The following is a 15,141-nucleotide window of genomic DNA, read 5'->3' on the forward strand; positions in this document are numbered from 1 at the left end:
CGCGGGAAGAAGGGCAGCTCGATGCGCACGCGGTCGGCGGCGGCGAGGATCCGGCGTCGCCCAGGTCCAGGCAGGTGACGTACGGGCCGGGGGTGAAGTCGCGCGGCGGCACGCCGAGCAGGTCGGCCGCCGCGTTGTACCCGGCGGCGAACACCTCGGGGAGCGCGCGCAGCCACCGGTCCACTGGGATCCGGCCGAGGTGGTCGAGCTCGTCGGAGATCTGCCGGGTGAGCTCGCTGGCCCGCATGCCGACCGACCAGACCACCGCGTCCGCCTCGACCTCGGTGCCGTCGGACAGGACGGCGTACCCTGCGCCGACCTCGGTCACCGTCGTCCCGAGACGGCGTTCGACGCCCAGCTCGTCCAGTGCCGCCTCGATCTGCGGACGCGGGCCGGGGCCGAGCTGGTGTGCGACCACCGGCGACCGGTCCACCAGCAGCACCGGGCCCCGGACGGCCAGCGCGGTCGCGGCCTCCAGACCGGTGAAGCCGGCGCCGACGACCACGGCCGTGAAGTCCTCCCGGTCACGCAGGAAGCCGGTGAGCCGCCGGGCCCCGTCGAGGGTGTCGATGTCGAAGAGCCGTTCGGCGCCGGGCAGGTCGCCATATCTGCAGCGGGGCGTCGGGGCGCGGCCAGTCGGGGTAGGCCCCGTTCTCGACGTCGAGGCACTTGCCGCTGCCGCCGCCGGGCGGGCTCTCGAAGAAGAAGGAGTGGTAGTTTCCGCCGACCTGGGCGCCCAGCCGGACGCGGGAGCCGAGGACGCATTCAGGGTTCTCGATGTTGTAGCGGCAGGCGTTGGGGATGTCGACGAAGAGCTGTCCACCGGTGATCGGATTGGTGATCCAGGTGTCGGGGCCGCGGTCGCGACTGCTGTCCGCATCGGCGGGAGCGGGCGGTTGAACGGCGAATGCCAAGAATGCCGCGGTGATCGCGTTGAGGAATGTTCTGGGCTTCGACATTTCGATTCCCCCCGCACTGCTCTTTGGCTGCGGAGGTGGTGCTCAAGCCTATCCCGGTCCAGGTCAAGGCGTATTCAATGAATCGCTGATCAGGCTGCCCTCCCGCGTAGGTGCGGCCCTTTTAGGCTGGGCTAAAAGGCATTGTGGGCCGGGTTCCGGGTCGGGCAGGCTCTCCGTCATCGGGGCGAACAGGGCCCGGTGAAATCGCTGAACATTCGTGTCGCCGTGGTTTTGCGCGGCCGGAGAGGACGAGAAATGTTCGGAACGGGAAAGCGGACGAGGAAACTGCTCGCCGCGGCGGCCGCCACCGGTGCGGCTCTGACGATCGTGGCCACTCCCGGCCCGGCCGCCGCGTCGGCGTCGGCCTGGTGCCAGTCGAGCTACCTGGTCTACAAGTACTGGAAGTCGGACGGCACCATCGGCCGCTGGAGCCAGAACTGCGCCGGTGACCACTCGCTCAATTCCAAGGGTTACAAGCTGGAACCCGGCGGCTGGTCCGGTTACATCGACTACAGCGACGGCACCTGGGATTACTTCTGCGACTTCCAGGACAAGTGGCTGGGCAAGCGGGTCGTCAACATCACGATGGCCGCCGCGAAGATCGAATACTGCGTCAAGTAGTGATGCGGCAGGCGGGGCGAGCGGTCACCTGGTGGGGCGCAGGCCGTCCAGCAGCACGGTGAGGTAGGCGTCGGCGAGGGCCTGTGAAGGGGGCTGGGCGCGGGCGACGGCCAGGGCGGTCCGGCCGAGAAGCGTCGTGACGACGGCGGGTTCGATGTCGGTGCGGATCGCGCCCTCGCGCCGCGCCCCCTCGATCATCTCCTCGACGGCGGCGGCCAGCCCGGCGCGCAGGGCGGTGGTGGCCGGCAGGTCCAGGCCGTAGAGCTGGTCGTTGACGGCGTGGTGGGCGGTCTGGAACGCGATCAGCTCACGGAGGAAGGTCTGCAGGGCCTGGTGGGCCGTGGTCTCGGCGAGCAGGTCACGGGCGCGCTGGACGACCGGTTCGAGCAGGCGGGAGACGGCGGCGTCCAGCAGGGCGTCCTTGCCGCCGAAGGCGCGTACGACGGTCGCGGCCCCCAGCCCCGCCTGCGTGGCGATGGCCTCGACGGTGAGCGTCGCGCCGGGTTCGGCCAGCAGTGTCATGGCGGCGTCGAGGGCGAGTCGGCGGTTGCGCACGGCGTCGGCACGGCGCTTGGGCTCGGCGGGTGTTGACAACTGAAATGCTCATTCCACATAGTTAACTGGAACGCTTATTTCAGTTACTGTACCCCGAGGAGCCTCAGTGAACGAGCGCATCCTGATCTCCGGAGCCGGCATCGCCGGGCTGGCCCTGGCTCACTGGCTGGCCCGGCTGGGCTTCCGGCCCACCGTCGTCGAGCGCGCCCCGCGCCTGCGCGCCGGCGGCAACGGGGTGGACCTGCGTGACCACGCCGTCGAGGTGGCCGCGCGGATGGGCATCATGCCGCAGGCGCGCGCGCTGGCCACCGACGTGCACGGCATGAAGTTCGTGGACGCCGGCGGCCGGCCCGTCGCCCGCGTCGACACCCGCGACCCCGGCTCGGCGGAGATCATGCGTGGCGACCTGGTGGCGCTGCTGCGCGAGGCGACCGACGCGGAGATCATGTTCGGCGACGCGATCAGCGGCCTGGACCAGCGCGAACAGGGGGTGCGGGTCGCCTTCGAGCACGCGCCCGCCCGCACCTTCGACCTGGTCGTCGGCGCCGACGGCATGCACTCCCACGTGCGGCGGCTGGCCTTCGGGCCGGAGGAGGAGTTCGTCCGGCACAAGGACCACTACTTCGCCTTCGCCGACGCCGACGCCGCGCTCGGGGAGGACCGCTGGGTCACGATGTTCAACACGCCCGGCCGCATGGCCGGCATCTACCGGTCGGGCAACCACGCGCAGGCCAAGGCGTACTTCATCTTCCGCTCCGCGCCGCTGGACTACGACCACCGGGACGTCGCCGAGCACAAGCGGCTGGTGAGCCGGACGTTCGGGGACGAGACGTCCTGGCGTACCCGGGAGCTGCTCGACTCGGCCCTGGCCGACCCCGACTTCTACTTCGACGCGCTGGGCCAGGTGCACATGGACTCGTGGTCGAAGGGCCGCGTCGTGCTCGTCGGCGACGCCGCCTGGTGCGCCTCGCCGGCTTCTGGGGCGGGCGCGGAGCTGGCCCTGGTGGGGGCGTACCGGCTGGCGGGGGAGCTCGCCGCCGCCGGTGGTGATCATCGGGTCGCCTTCGCGCGGTACGAGGCCGCCCATCGCCCGCTGGTGGCCAGGAAGCAGCAGATCGGCCCGAACGTCCGGCTCATGGTGCCGAGAACCGAGGGCGGGCGATGCGTCCGGGACACCTTGGTCCGCCTCCCGCTGCTGAAGGCCATGGGAGCGGTGGAACGCCGCCTCCAGACCAGGACCGCCCGCCCCTTGCCGGACTACAGCCCGGTCCGGTAGCGCAGGCGGTCGTGGGCGGGGTTACTTCGGGCCGGTCAGGCGGCGCTCGCCTGCTGTGGTGAGGACGAAGACCTGCCAGTTGTAGTACGCGTAGTACGCGCGCGGGTCGCGGCGCATCTGCCGGGCGTGCAGGAGGACGGCGTCCACGTACGCCTGGGACGGGTTGTAGGCGTGCAGGGCCCGCCGGTAGTCGCGGGGCGCGCCGCTGGCGTGGAGGTAGTTGGCCGCGCCCATGACGGCGTCGCGGGGGTTCTGGACGTCGCCGCCCATCCCGTATGCGCGCCAGGTCGCCGGCATGAACTGCATGGGGCCCTGGGCTCCGGCGTGGCTGTCGGCGCGGACCCGTCCGAACTTGGTCTCGACGAACATCACCGACGCCAGGACCTCCCATTCCACCCCGAAGCGGCGCTCGGCCCGCTTGAAGTGGCCGAGCAGTTCCGCGGCCGGGCGGGCCGCCTGGACCTTGAACACGGCGGACGGCTTGATGGGCCGGGTCAGGGCGAGCAGCCCGCGCAGGGCGCTGACGTTGTCCTTGGCCTGGGCGGCGAGGGCGGCGGGCAGGCGGGCGAAGGCGCGGTCGGCCAGGGCGCGATGACGGGCGGCGTGGCGGTAGAGGCGCTGCTGGTAGAGGGCCAGGAGTTCGACGTCCCGCGGCGGGGCGCCCGTCGAGGGGCGCCAGCGGTCGATGGCCGCGTTCAGGGCCGTGGTCGTGTCACGGAGGGCCGTCGCCAGGCGGGCGGGGTCGGTGGGGAGCGGCGCGCCGGGGGCGGGGAGCGCCTGGCCGGAGGAGGCGCCGGCGCTCGCCGTCGCCGACGGTGAGGCGCTCGTCGCCTTCGCGGAGGCCGAGGAAGGGACGGAGGGCGAGGAGGGGGTGGAAGCGAGGGAGGGTGACGAGGGGGCGGCGGTCGTGGCCGTGGCGCCGCATCCGCCCGTCCCGGCGACTGCCGCGCTCACCAGCAGGAGGCAGGCGAGCGTACGGCCCCGGCCGGTGCGGGGCTGCGGCGGGCGGGCGCGGAACGGGCGTCGGAGGTCGTCCATGGTCGGCCAACCTACCTGCCTCACGGCTTTATACCGGACATCTCGCCCCGTATCGCTCCGGTGGGCGGCACTCGGCACCGGGGATGCGTACGCTTCTTCCAAGGCGGCGGCGTGGCCGGGGATCGGCCGGGTAGAAGAGGGACCACCGGGAGGTGAGCGGCATCGACGGCGGAGAAGACGAGAAGAGCTGGCGAGGGCCCCGGTTGCGGGCGGAGACGAGACAGGCGGACGGGTGCCTGGTCATGGGGTTGAGCGGGGAGCTCGACTTCATGCAGAAACCCGAGTTCCGGCAATGGGCGCTCGGCGTCGTGGCGGGCGGTCACGACGACGGGAACAGCGGGAACGGCGACAGCGCGGCGCCGATGGTCGTGCTCGACCTCAGGGGCATCGAGTTCTTCGACTCCACCGGGCTGTCCGTCGTCATCGCGCTGTGGCAGCAGGCGCGTGACTCCGGCGGCGATCTGGCGGTGGCCGCGCCGCCGCCGATCTGCGCCAACATGATGCGGCGTACGGGGCTGGCCGACCACATCGCCATGGGCGACACGGTGGCCGCCGCGGTGGCCGGGGCCGCGATCCTGCGCCGCACGAGGCGCGACACGGCCGACCAGGCCGCGGCCGGCTGAACCGGCCGGGCCGGATTTGAGCGGGCGGCCGGCGGGTGTCAGTCCTGGGTGAAGGAGTGCTGGGTGACACCGGCCGGGGCGCCGGTGAGGTGCTCGTACGTGCCGCTGACGTCCAGCAGCCGCTCCAGCACCCGCGGGCGCTGCTCCAGGTGCAGCCGGGTGCCGGCCGTCACGGCGTGCTGGTGGATCATGAGCAGCGCCGACAGGCCGCTGGAGTCGCAGAAGTGCAGGCCGTCGAAGTCGAGGTGCAGGTCGGTCAGGCCACCGTCGGCGAGCGCGGCGAGAGCGGTGGTCAGGAGCTCTCGCGCCGTGTTGTAGTCCAGGTCGCCGGTGACGGCGACGCGCAGCACCCCCGGGTGGGGCGTGGCCTGGACGAGGGTCAGCGGGTCGGGGGCGAAGGCGGTCATGCGATCTTTCCGTGGCCGGGGAGCGGGGTTTCGTCGGTCGGGGAGGCCGCGGCGCGCACGGCGTCGCGCCCGTGGGTGATCAGTGCAGAGGCGCGCGGGAAGTCCTCCAGCCGCCTGCCCAGCAGGTCGAGAGCCGGCATCAGCGTGCCCGCCGGGACGCCGCGAGCGGTCAGGACGCCGGCCGTCCAGGTGAGGAACCGGGTGAACAGCCCGGGGTCGTCCACGTAGAGCGCGGTGGCCAGGAAGTCGACGATGTGCAGGATGTCCTCGGCGGTGTGCCGGCGTTGCCGCGGCGTGTAGTCCGCCATCGCCGGTACGCGTTCCTCCAGGCCGCCCATGACATCCCTGACCAGGCTCCGGGCCGACCGGCTGACCATGGTGTACTCCTGGTCGTCCAGGTGCGGCAGGTCGTCCACGGCCTGGCGGGCGGCGACGGGGCGGGGCAGCGGGCCGGCGGCGAGCCGGTCGGCGGCGGCGGCGCCGTCGGCGGCCCAGGCGTCGGCGCCGAGGAGCCGGGCGTAGAGGCCGTCCGGTCCGAACGCGGCGCCGCCGACCATCACCGGCGTGCCGGTCGCCTGGCAGGCGGTGATGGCGGCGTGGGCGCCGGGCAGCCGGGTGGGGATGGAGCTGGACAGCGCGACCACGTCGCAGGCCGTGCGGTGCAGGTGGGTGATGAGGTGGGGCGTCGGCACCTGCGCGCCGAGGTAGTCGACCCGCCAGCCGCGAAGCCGCAGCACCTCGGCCAGGATGCGGGCGGGCATGGCGTGCCACTCGCCGTCGATGCAGGCGACCGCGATGCGCCCGAGTGCCGGGCCGTTCGCGGCGGCGGCGCGGGCGGCGGGGTGGTGGGCGAGCGCGGCCAGCACCCGCTCGTTGACGGCGGTGGCGGTGTGCTCCTGCGCCACGGTGATCTGGTTGCTCTCCCACTCCCGGCCGACGCGGGCCTGTACGGGGGCGACCACGTCCAGCAGCAGGGTTTCCAGCGAGATGTCCTGGTCGAGCGCGGCGAGCGCGGCGTCCGTGGCGGCGTACTCGTCGCCGGCGACAGCGGCGTCCCAGAGTTTTTCGCGCCAGGCGGAGAGTCCGTCTGCGTGCGTCATGCGGTGAACCTTCCCCGTCCGTGTCCTCCCACCGCGCTCAGATGTGCCCCGCGCGGCGCGGTGATGGCGATGACGGCCATGTCATCGTGATCGCCACCTCCTACCCACTGGGACGACAACATCTCCACACGTTCCGTGATCGCCTCGGGCGGCATGCCGCCGCACTGCCGCAACTCCTCCTGCAGCCGCTCGTCGCCGAACATCTCGTCGCCGAGCGGGCCGCCCTTGGCCTCGGTGATGCCGTCGGTGTAGAGCAGGCAGGTCTCGCCGGGTTCGAGGACCACGGTGTCGGTGACGCTCGTGACGCGTTCGAGCATGCCGATGAGGGTGCCCTTGGTGCTGGCCACGTCGACGCGCCCGTCGCCGCGCACGACGAGCGGCGGGGCGTGCCCGGCGCTGGTGACCCGGAGCAGGACGCGGTTGCCGGCCCGCTGGATCGAGGCCAGGACGAGCGTGACGAAGCGGGACCGGTCGCCGCCCTTGATGAGAACGCCGTTGAGCAGTTCGAGCACGCGCTGGTGGTCGCCGGCCATCGGCAGCAGGGCCTGCAGGGTGTGCCGGATCTTGCCGGTGAGCACGGCCGCCTCCAGGCCCTTGCCGGCCACGTCGCCGAGCACCACCAGCGACTCCTGTCCGGCCTCGGCGGGCGGATGGAGGTCGTAGAAGTCGCCGCCGACGCGGGCGGTGTGCTCCGAGGGACGGTAGCGGGCGGCGACCTCGACGCCGTGCAGGCTCCGCGCGCGGGGCGGCAGGAGCTCGCGCATGAGGGTCTCGGTGATGTCGGCCTGCTCGGCGTACAGGCGGGCGGCGGACATCGCGGCCCCCGCGCGGGCCGCGAACAGCCGCGCGAAGACCTCCTCGCCGTCGGAGAAGCACGCCTGGCCGCTGCCGCGCAGCAGCACGAGCGCCCCGGCCGGGACGCCGTGGCCGGGCAGCGCGGTCACCACCATCGAGCCGATCTCGCCGAGCCCGTCGCGGGCCAGCCAGCCGGGGGCGGTGGCGGGGTCGATCCAGCGGGAGGGCAGCGGCGGGTAGCCCTGCAGCGCCTCGGCGAGACCCGGCACGGCCTCGGGATCGACGGCCAGCTCCTCGCGGACGACGACGCCGTCCGGCCCGCAGTACGCGATGGGGTGCCGGCGCCGGTAGGGCGGCAGGATGACCAGCGCGGCGTCGGCCAGGTGGCGGGCGGCCAGCCGGGCGGTCACCTCCAGGCAGCGGTCGAGGTTGAGCGAGGACAGCAGCTCGCTGGAGGCCTTGTCGAGGAACGACGTCCGCTCGCGTTCGAGGTGCAGGGCCTGGGTGGCGCGGTCGAGGTCGGTGGTGTCGGCCAGCCACCAGGCGATCATGTCGCCGTCGCGGACCGGACGCGCCTCGAACGTGGCCGCCCCGATGGAACCGCGCACCCCCTCAGGAAGAGCGGCGTCGGGCGGGATGACGTCAGGGAGAGGGATTGTGGCGGCGTGGGCGTGGGAGAGCCAGGCGGGAGCGCTGTCCGCCAGCGCCGCGCCGGGGACCGCCCCGGGCAGCAGCCGCAGCGCCGCGTCGTTGGCCAGGGCGATGACACCTGCGGTGTCCACCACCAGAACCGGGTAGGGGGCGCCGCGCCACACGGCCCCGGTTTCGTCCTGCCCCAGACTGCTCGTCAGACCTCTCAAAACAACGAGCCCGCCGCGACGGGCTCTGCCTCCCTGAATCATGGTTGCTTGTGCACCTTCTTCTCTCCACTGTAGCCGAGGCTCGCCCACCGCCCCAGCCGCGGACGGCCCGGCCGAGCGCCCCCGACCGGCCGTCTCCAGTGGTTTCCAGTCGTTTCCAAGGAGCCGCGGCCAGGGTCTGACCGGTCAGGCAGAACGCAGTCGGCGGACGGGGAGATGATGGGCGAGACGAGGACCCGGTCGGTTCTGGGCAGGACGGGGGCGGCGCTCGTCCTGGGGGCGGTGCTCGGGTGCGCGCCGGGCCCCGCCGACGCGGCGGACGCGACCGTCGGCGCGGCGGCGTAGTGGTGCGCGGCAAGGTGGTGAACTCGGCCGGCCGGCCGGTGCAGGGCGCCAAGGTCGTGGTGAAGGACCGGCGTTACTACAACAGCGACATCGTGCTGCACAGCGACGGCAACGACCTCTACCGCGCGCAACTGCCCCGCGAGCCGTCGTCCTGGCTGGTCACCGGCAGGCGGCCCGGCGCCGACGGACGCCACTACGGCGGCCTGGTCTGGTTCGACAACCTTCCGGAGGACGTCGACCAGCAGACGTACGGCTGACGATGACCCCGGTCGGCCCGCTGATCGACGGCAGCGACGGCAAGGTCGTCCCCGGCCGCACGCCGGCCTACACGGACAGCGGCTGGGCGGTGGTCGACGTGCCCCTGGGCCGGTACCGCATCACCGCGACCTACCGCTCGGCCACCGGCGGCGAGGTCTACCCGCTCCAGGTCGAGCTGACCGGCTCCGCCGCCTTCGCCCCGCAGGTCACCGCCGACTTCGAGCAGAGCGGGACCAACCAGCGGATCAGGCTGGAGGCCAGGTTCGGCTGAACCGGCCGTGCCGCGGAGAACCTCGATGCACATGGACGACGATCCGGAGCCGGGTGCCGCCGCGACTCCGCGTTCCCGCGCCCGGATGGCCGCGGGCCTGCTGGCCCTGGCGGCGGTCGCGGTGGCCGGCGCCCTGGCCGGCAGTCTCGGGCACTACGTGCTGCTCGACCGGCCTGCCCAGGGTGACCTGGCTCGACCCCGCACACGTACGCCTGGACGACCGGGGGAGGCGGGGCGGGCAGACGGTCGCCCTGGACACTCGCTCCGGACGTCCACTCAAGCCCGGCCGCCTCGGGGGCGGCTGAGGGGCGGACACGACGGGCGGCGCACCGATATAATGATCACGCATCCCGGCGGGCAGGCGCCCCCGGGATCTTGCTTTTCATGCCCTCCACACCTCATCGCACGTTGCTCGCCGCGGCCGTCCCGCTCTTCCTGTCCATGAGCGCCGGGATCGTCGCCCAGCTCGTCACCACCTCCCTCCTCGGCCGCCAGGCCACGGCCCAACTGGCGGCCTTCGCGCTGGTCAACGCGGTGCTCACCCCCGTGACGGCCGCGGTGTCGGGTGGCCTGCGGGGGATGGCGCCGTTCGTCGCCGCCTGCCGGGATCGTCCGGCGGAGGCGCTGCTCGTCCTGAAGGACGCGCGGTGGCTCACCGCCGGTCTCGGCACGGCCGGCGCGGGCGTCATGCTCGGCGTCCCGATGATCGCGCGGATCGGCGGGGCGCCCGGCGAGGTGGTGGCCGAGTTCGGGGCGTTGCCGCCGCTGCTGGCGCTCCAGGTGCTGCTGTATTCGGCGGGCAGCGGCGCCGGCGGCGTGCTGGTCGCGCTCGGACGCAGCCGCCTGGTGCTCTGGTCCGGCCTGTCGAGCACGGCCACGGGGGTGGTGCTGCATCTCGTCCTGGTGCCGCAGATGGGCGTCCAGGGCAGCGGGGTGGCGCTGGTGGCGTCCACCGCCGTGGCCGTCGCCGTGTCCAACACGCTGCTGCTGCGTCTGCCCGAGCTGGCCGGGCGGTCGTCGTGGCCGGGCCGCCCGCGATGGCGGGAGATCCTGCGGATGGCGCGGGTGGGCGTCCCGATGTCGGCCACGCTCGTCGTGAAGTTCGCGGTCATGGGCGGGGTGACGTACGCCGCCGCGCGGACCGGGGCGCAGGGGGCGGCCGCGCACGCCATCCTGCTGTCGCTGCACGGATTCCTCGGGCTGGCCGCCGTCGCGGTCGCGCAGGCCGCGACGCCGGAGATCGCCAGGGCGGCCCTGCCGGGCGAGGCCCGCCGGCTGAACCGGACGGCTCTGACCATCGCTGCCACCGGCGTGCTGGCCGGCGGGCTGGTGCTGGTCCCGCTGGGGGAGACGGTGCTCAGGCTGTTCACCTCGGACGCCGCCGTGCTCGCCGTCGCCGTCGGCCTGGTGCCGTTGTCGGTGGTGCACGCCCTGGCCGACCACTGCGCGATCGTGATGTCGGCCGGGCTGACGGCGCTCAGGCGGTCGTCCTGGACGCTGGGGTCGGCCGTCCTGGGGAACGGCCTGCTGGCGTCCGTGGCGGGGCCGGCGGCGGGGGCGTGGGGGCTGCGGGGCCTGTGGCTGGCGTTGATCGCCGGTTCGCTGCTCGTCCTCGTGACGCAGACGGCCGGTTTCCTGCGGTTCAGCGCGCGCTAGAAGGGGTTCAGCGCGCGACAGAAGGAGGGGAAGGGGGCTCCGGCGGGCGGAGCCCCCTCGCGTCAGCTGCGGTCCTGGGTCAGGACGCTGGACAGGAACGCCCTGGTCCGCTCGTGCTCCGGGTTGGCCAGCAGCTCGGCCGGCGGGCCGCTCTCGACCACGACCCCGTCGGCGAAGAAGGCCAGTCGATCGCCGACCTCCCTGGCGAAGGCGATCTCGTGGGTGACCACGACCATCGTCATGCCGTCGGCGGCCAGGCCGCGCATGACCTCCAGCACCTCGTCCACCAGCTCGGGGTCGAGCGCGGACGTGGGCTCGTCGAACAGCATCAGCTCCGGGCTCATCGCCAGCGCCCTGGCGATGGCGACCCGCTGCTGCTGGCCGCCGGAGAGCTGGTGGGGCCGCTTGTGCGCGTGCGCGGCCAGGCCGACGCGCTCCAGGTGCTCCATCGCGGTCGCCCGGGCCCGCTCCGCCGAGACCCCGAGGACGTGGACGGGGGCGCAGGCCACGTTCTCCAGGGCGCTCTGGTGGGCGAACAGGTTGAACCGCTGGAACACCATGCCGATCCGGCGGCGGAAGACGGCGAACTCCTTGGGCGTCCACGGCCGGTAGCGGCCCTCGCGCAGGCTGTGCCCGACCTCCTCGCCGAGCACCCGCAGGCTGCCGCCGAGCACCGGCTCCAGCCCGTTGACGCAGCGCAGGAAGGTCGACTTGCCCGAACCGGACGGCCCGATCACGCAGCTCACCTCGCCCGGCGCGACGGTGAAGTCGACGCCGTTGAGCACCTGCGTGTCGCCGAAGCCCATGCGCACGCCCGTGGCGTGCACGACGGGGCTCACGCCGCCGCCTTCGGCAGGATCCGGGCCGCGAGGCCGCCGCCGCGGACCAGCCGTACGGCCTCGGAGCCGAACCGGCGTTCCAGGCGGCCCTGGAGGAAGGTCGCGACGGCGGTCATCAGCATGTACCACAGGCTCGCCACGATGAGCAGCTCCATGATCAGGTTGTTGGCCTTGTAGATCTGGCTGGCGTTGGTCATCAGGTCGTGCCCGGCCACCACGTAGACCAGCGAGGTGGTCTTCAGCATGGAGATGAACTCGTTGCCGGTGGGCGGGATGATGATCCGCAGCGCCTGCGGCAGCACGATCACGCGCATGCGCTTGGCCGGGGTCATGCCCAGCGCGTACGCGGCCTCGGTCTGGCCGTGGTCGACGGCCTGGATCCCGGCCCGTACGGTCTCGGCGAAGTACGCCGCCAGGTTCAGCCCGAGCCCCAGCATGGCCGAGGTGAACCCGGTCATCACCTCGTTGGTGTCCCACTTGACGCCGATCATGGTGAACGGCACCTTGAGCACCAGCTCGGGGAACAGGAAGGCCAGGTTGTACCAGAAGATGAGCTGCACCAGCACCGGCGTGCCGCGGAAGAACCAGATGTAGAGCGTGGCCAGCCCGCTGAGCACCGGGTTGTGCGACAGCCGCATGATCGCCACGGCGACGCCGAGCACCAGCCCCAGCACGGTCGCCAGCACCGAGATCTCGATGGTGACCCAGACCCCGGCCAGGATGCGGTCGTTGAACAGGTATTCGGCGACCTTGCCCCAGTCGAGGCGCGGGTTCACCACGACCAGGTAGACCAGCCAGCCGGCGATCGCGGTCACGACGGCCGCGGCCGCCAGACGGCCCCAGTGGCGCGTCCTGGCGACCGGGACGTGCTCCCCGGACGGCCCGGTGAAGGGCTCCGTGCGCATGATCACTTACCGCCGTTGACGACAGCGGACTGGACGGCCAGCTTGTCCAGGTTCCACGCCTTCAGCAGCTTGGCGTACTCGCCGCCGGTGATGAGGGAGTCGAGCGCGCCCTTCACCGAGTCGACGAGCTCCTTGTCGTCGGGCTTCATGCCGATGCCCCACGGGCTCTCGGTGCCCTCCAGGGCCATCGCCTCGACCTCCAGCTTGGGGTCGGCGGCCTTGCTGGCGGCCACCACGTAGTCGGTGATGGTGGCCTGCGCCCGCCCGCCGGTGACCTGGATCAGGGCCTCCTGGTCGCCGGGGAACTTCAGGATGTTCACGGCCGTCTTGCCGGCCTTCTTGCAGTCGGCGTCGTACCCCTCGGCCAGCTCCATGGACGAGCCGTTGTCGACGACGGACACCGTCTTGCCGCACAGGTCGGCCGGGCCGCCGATCTTGGCCGGGTTGCCCTTCTTGACCAGCAGACCGGCGCCGGCCTGCACGTAGTCCACGAACGTGACCTGCTTCTGCCGGTCCGGCGTGTCGCTCATCGAGGAGATGACGAAGTCGTAGCGGCCGGTGAGCACGCCGGGGATCTGGGAGTTGAACTCCTCGTCGGAGATGGTCACCTTGGCGCCGAGCTTCCTGGCGATGGCCCTGGCCAGCGCCGGGTCGAAGCCGATCGCCGTCTTGCCGTCGCTCGCGTACAGCTCCATGGGCGGGTAGCCGACGGACGTCACGACCTTCAGGCCCTGCGTCTTCAGGCGGGCGGGCGCCTTGGCGGCGAGAGCCTGGTCCGGGGTGATGGCGTTGATCACGTCGGCCGCCTTCTCCTCGGTGGGGGCCTGGTCGAGCGTGACCGCCGCCGCGCCGCCGTCCGCGGGGGCCGCGGCGTCGCCGCCGCCGTCCAGGGACTGGGCGCCGCAGGCGGTGGTGGCGGCCAGCAGCGCGCCGGCGGCGAGGGCGGAGAGAGTGCGGATGTTCACGAGGGGGTGCTCCTTCAGGATCGCTGCCAGCGGACTTCGCCGCCGACGACGGTGGTGAGGACCTGGGTGCGCAGCACCGCCTCCGGCGGCTCCAGGTACGGGTCGGTGTCCACGGCGATGAAGTCGGCGAGCATGCCGGGCGCGAGCACGCCCTTGCGGTCCTGCTCGCCGGCCGCGTACGCGGCGCCGAGGGTGTGCGCGGTGATCGCCTCGGCCATGCTCAGCCGCTGCTCGGGCTGCCAGCCGCCGGCGGGCGTGCCGTCCTGCCGGGTACGGGTGACCGCGGCGTAGAGTGCGGCCCACGGGTCGGGGCTCTCCACCGGCGCGTCGGAGCCGAAGGCCAGCGCGACCCCGGCGTTGAGCATGCCTCGCCAGGCGTAGGAGGCCAGGTCGTGGCCGGCGAGCAGCGAGTCCACCAGGGCGATGTCGGTGGTGCAGTGCACCGGCTGCATCGAGGCGACGACGCCCAGCCTGGCCATCCTGGTCAGGTCCTGGGGGCGCAGGTGCTGGGCGTGCTCGATGCGGTGCCGCAGGCCGGCGGTGGTCCCGATCGCCTCGTAGGCGTCGAGGACCAGCCGGTTGGCGCGGTCGCCGATGGCGTGCGTGGCGACCGCGATGCCGGCCGCCGCCGCCTTGCTGAAGATCCGCACGAGGTCTTCGTACGGGGTGACCGCGATGCCGGTGTTGTCGTGCTCACCGGCGAACGCCTCGTGCATGTGGCAGGTGTGCGAGCCCAGCGCGCCGTCGCTGAACACCTTGACCGGCCCGGTGCGGACCCAGTCGTCGCCCTGGCCGGTACGGCGGCCCTCGGCGATGGCGGCCTCCAGGGCGACCGTGGGGATCGCCTTGTGCACGCGGATCTTCAGCTGGCCGGCGTCGCGCAGCTCCAGGTAGGCGGCCCGGCAGTCCTCGCCGTCGATGTCGTGCACGCTGGTCAGCCCGAACGACAGCAGCTCCTCCTGGCCGGCGCGCAGCAGGTCGCGCAGGTCGCCGGAGACCATGAGGGCGCGCAGCGGGTAGGAGGCGGACTCGCGCAGGATGCCGGTGGGCTCCCCGTACGCGTCCCTGACGATCTCGCCGCCGACCGGGTCGGGGGTGGAGGCGTCGATCCCGGCCATCCGCAGGGCGGCGGAGTTGGCCCAGACGGTGTGGCCGTCGACGTTGGGCAGCGCCACCGGCAGGTCGGGGCAGACCGAGTCGAGGGCCTTGCGGTCGGGCTGGACCGGCGGGTTCCAGATGTTGCTGTTCCACCGGCCGCCGAACAGCCAGGCGCCCGGCCGCAGGGTCGCCGCGTGCGCGGCCACCTTGGCCAGGGCCTCGTCCAGGGAGCGCACGTCGCGCAGGTCGACCGCGCCGAGGCTCTGGGCGTACTGGGCCGTGTGGATGTGGGCGTCGTACAGGCCGGGCAGCACGGCGGCGCCGTCGAGGTCCACCAGCTCGGCTCCCGGGCCCGCCGCCGCACGCACGTCGGCCTCGGTTCCGACGGCGACGATCAGCTCGCCGTCCACGGCCATGGCCTGGGCGGCGGGGGCGCCGTTGGTGCCGGTGCGAATGGTGGCGTTGCGGTATACGCGCATGTCATGGATCTCTCAGGGGTTTCGGGTGGGGTGGTGCGGCTCACTGTAGAAGTGGTGGAAAGAAGTAGGAAGCGATATAAACACGACATTT

Annotated in this window: 17 protein-coding genes and 1 pseudogene; 7 read left to right on the forward strand and 11 right to left on the reverse strand. The window is 72.7% G+C overall.

The features are described 5' to 3' along the window. Positions 1–199: 199 nt before the first annotated feature. A pseudogene (locus tag AB0J46_RS43720) lies at positions 200–598 on the reverse strand (FAD-dependent oxidoreductase); the annotation flags it as partial. Further along, the gene (locus tag AB0J46_RS43725; RefSeq protein ID WP_364341236.1) at positions 525–959 is read right to left on the reverse strand and encodes a hypothetical protein; all 435 of its coding nucleotides are present in this window, start codon (positions 957–959) and stop codon (positions 525–527) included. The gene AB0J46_RS43725 and the pseudogene AB0J46_RS43720, both read right to left, overlap by 74 nt. A gap of 255 nt (positions 960–1,214) precedes the next feature. Here AB0J46_RS43725 and AB0J46_RS43730 point away from each other — a divergent pair, with 255 nt between their 5' ends. Beyond that, complete coding sequence (locus tag AB0J46_RS43730; protein WP_364341130.1) at positions 1,215–1,580, forward strand: hypothetical protein; 366 nt, start codon at positions 1,215–1,217, stop codon at positions 1,578–1,580. A gap of 24 nt (positions 1,581–1,604) precedes the next feature. Here AB0J46_RS43730 and AB0J46_RS43735 read toward each other — a convergent pair whose 3' ends face one another. After that, positions 1,605–2,174: a helix-turn-helix domain-containing protein gene (locus tag AB0J46_RS43735; protein ID WP_364341132.1), complete on the reverse strand. Its 570-nt coding sequence runs from the start codon at positions 2,172–2,174 to the stop codon at positions 1,605–1,607. A gap of 67 nt (positions 2,175–2,241) precedes the next feature. On the opposite strand from AB0J46_RS43735, the gene AB0J46_RS43740 reads away from it, so the two are divergent. Next, positions 2,242–3,411, forward strand: a complete 1,170-nt coding sequence (locus AB0J46_RS43740; protein WP_364341134.1) for an FAD-dependent monooxygenase — start codon at positions 2,242–2,244, stop codon at positions 3,409–3,411. A 21-nt stretch (positions 3,412–3,432) separates the two neighbouring features. Here the strand turns inward: AB0J46_RS43740 and AB0J46_RS43745 are convergent, their stop codons facing one another. Next, positions 3,433–4,449, reverse strand: a complete 1,017-nt coding sequence (locus AB0J46_RS43745; RefSeq protein WP_364341136.1) for a lytic murein transglycosylase — start codon at positions 4,447–4,449, stop codon at positions 3,433–3,435. Between the two features lie 152 nt (positions 4,450–4,601). Here AB0J46_RS43745 and AB0J46_RS43750 point away from each other — a divergent pair, with 152 nt between their 5' ends. Next, entirely contained in the window at positions 4,602–5,072 is a 471-nt protein-coding gene (locus AB0J46_RS43750; RefSeq protein ID WP_364341138.1) for an STAS domain-containing protein, read from the forward strand. Positions 5,073–5,110: 38 nt separating this feature from the next. Here AB0J46_RS43750 and AB0J46_RS43755 read toward each other — a convergent pair whose 3' ends face one another. From AB0J46_RS43755 to AB0J46_RS43765, 3 genes are read right to left on the reverse strand one after another with little or no spacing between them, the layout of a single operon-like run. Then, positions 5,111–5,479: an STAS domain-containing protein gene (locus AB0J46_RS43755; protein WP_358301000.1), complete on the reverse strand. Its 369-nt coding sequence runs from the start codon at positions 5,477–5,479 to the stop codon at positions 5,111–5,113. Further along, positions 5,476–6,579: a cobalamin-dependent protein gene (locus AB0J46_RS43760; protein WP_364341140.1), complete on the reverse strand. Its 1,104-nt coding sequence runs from the start codon at positions 6,577–6,579 to the stop codon at positions 5,476–5,478. Before AB0J46_RS43760 ends, AB0J46_RS43755 begins: the two co-directional genes overlap by 4 nt. Next, positions 6,576–8,156 (reverse strand): PP2C family protein-serine/threonine phosphatase, encoded by a 1,581-nt coding sequence (locus AB0J46_RS43765; protein WP_364341142.1) that lies wholly within the window; start codon positions 8,154–8,156, stop codon positions 6,576–6,578. Before AB0J46_RS43765 ends, AB0J46_RS43760 begins: the two co-directional genes overlap by 4 nt. Before the next feature lie 294 nt (positions 8,157–8,450). On the opposite strand from AB0J46_RS43765, the gene AB0J46_RS43770 reads away from it, so the two are divergent. The 4 genes from AB0J46_RS43770 to AB0J46_RS43785 all read left to right on the forward strand — a co-directional run bounded on the left by AB0J46_RS43770 (position 8,451) and on the right by AB0J46_RS43785 (position 10,764). Continuing rightward, the gene (locus AB0J46_RS43770) at positions 8,451–8,579 is read left to right on the forward strand and encodes a hypothetical protein (protein ID WP_364341144.1); all 129 of its coding nucleotides are present in this window, start codon (positions 8,451–8,453) and stop codon (positions 8,577–8,579) included. 17 nt (positions 8,580–8,596) lie between these two features. Continuing rightward, complete coding sequence (locus AB0J46_RS43775) at positions 8,597–8,836, forward strand: hypothetical protein (protein WP_364341146.1); 240 nt, start codon at positions 8,597–8,599, stop codon at positions 8,834–8,836. A gap of 2 nt (positions 8,837–8,838) precedes the next feature. Continuing rightward, positions 8,839–9,108 carry a hypothetical protein gene (locus AB0J46_RS43780; protein WP_364341148.1) on the forward strand — a complete coding sequence of 90 codons (270 nt, stop codon included), beginning with the start codon at positions 8,839–8,841 and terminating at the stop codon, positions 9,106–9,108. Between the two features lie 384 nt (positions 9,109–9,492). Further along, positions 9,493–10,764 carry an MATE family efflux transporter gene (locus AB0J46_RS43785; RefSeq protein ID WP_364341150.1) on the forward strand — a complete coding sequence of 424 codons (1,272 nt, stop codon included), beginning with the start codon at positions 9,493–9,495 and terminating at the stop codon, positions 10,762–10,764. Between the two features lie 62 nt (positions 10,765–10,826). On the opposite strand, the gene AB0J46_RS43790 is transcribed toward AB0J46_RS43785, so the two are convergent. The 4 genes from AB0J46_RS43790 to AB0J46_RS43805 are packed head-to-tail and all read right to left on the reverse strand — an operon-like array spanning position 10,827 to position 15,050. Further along, the gene (locus AB0J46_RS43790) at positions 10,827–11,570 is read right to left on the reverse strand and encodes an amino acid ABC transporter ATP-binding protein (protein ID WP_364341234.1); all 744 of its coding nucleotides are present in this window, start codon (positions 11,568–11,570) and stop codon (positions 10,827–10,829) included. Between the two features lie 29 nt (positions 11,571–11,599). Further along, the gene (locus tag AB0J46_RS43795) at positions 11,600–12,508 is read right to left on the reverse strand and encodes an amino acid ABC transporter permease (protein WP_352353100.1); all 909 of its coding nucleotides are present in this window, start codon (positions 12,506–12,508) and stop codon (positions 11,600–11,602) included. Positions 12,509–12,510: 2 nt separating this feature from the next. Beyond that, positions 12,511–13,473: an ABC transporter substrate-binding protein gene (locus tag AB0J46_RS43800; protein WP_364341152.1), complete on the reverse strand. Its 963-nt coding sequence runs from the start codon at positions 13,471–13,473 to the stop codon at positions 12,511–12,513. Between the two features lie 14 nt (positions 13,474–13,487). After that, on the reverse strand, positions 13,488–15,050 hold the full coding sequence (locus AB0J46_RS43805; RefSeq protein ID WP_364341153.1) for an amidohydrolase: 1,563 nt from the start codon (positions 15,048–15,050) through the stop codon (positions 13,488–13,490). Between the last annotated feature and the right edge of the window lie 91 nt (positions 15,051–15,141).

The organism is Nonomuraea sp. NPDC049758, assembly GCF_040674635.1.
Taxonomy (GTDB): Bacteria; Actinomycetota; Actinomycetes; order Streptosporangiales; family Streptosporangiaceae; genus Nonomuraea.

Coding starts and splice junctions, on each gene's coding strand:
- AB0J46_RS43795 (WP_352353100.1), bottom strand. CDS start 12,508: ATGCGCACGGAGCCCTTCACCGGGCCGTCCGGGGAGCACGTCCCGGTC.
- AB0J46_RS43760 (WP_364341140.1), bottom strand. CDS start 6,579: ATGACGCACGCAGACGGACTCTCCGCCTGGCGCGAAAAACTCTGGGAC.
- AB0J46_RS43755 (WP_358301000.1), bottom strand. CDS start 5,479: ATGACCGCCTTCGCCCCCGACCCGCTGACCCTCGTCCAGGCCACGCCC.
- AB0J46_RS43770 (WP_364341144.1), top strand. CDS start 8,451: ATGATGGGCGAGACGAGGACCCGGTCGGTTCTGGGCAGGACGGGGGCG.
- AB0J46_RS43745 (WP_364341136.1), bottom strand. CDS start 4,449: ATGGACGACCTCCGACGCCCGTTCCGCGCCCGCCCGCCGCAGCCCCGC.
- AB0J46_RS43805 (WP_364341153.1), bottom strand. CDS start 15,050: ATGCGCGTATACCGCAACGCCACCATTCGCACCGGCACCAACGGCGCC.
- AB0J46_RS43780 (WP_364341148.1), top strand. CDS start 8,839: ATGACCCCGGTCGGCCCGCTGATCGACGGCAGCGACGGCAAGGTCGTC.
- AB0J46_RS43785 (WP_364341150.1), top strand. CDS start 9,493: ATGCCCTCCACACCTCATCGCACGTTGCTCGCCGCGGCCGTCCCGCTC.
- AB0J46_RS43730 (WP_364341130.1), top strand. CDS start 1,215: ATGTTCGGAACGGGAAAGCGGACGAGGAAACTGCTCGCCGCGGCGGCC.
- AB0J46_RS43725 (WP_364341236.1), bottom strand. CDS start 959: ATGTCGAAGCCCAGAACATTCCTCAACGCGATCACCGCGGCATTCTTG.
- AB0J46_RS43790 (WP_364341234.1), bottom strand. CDS start 11,570: ATGGGCTTCGGCGACACGCAGGTGCTCAACGGCGTCGACTTCACCGTC.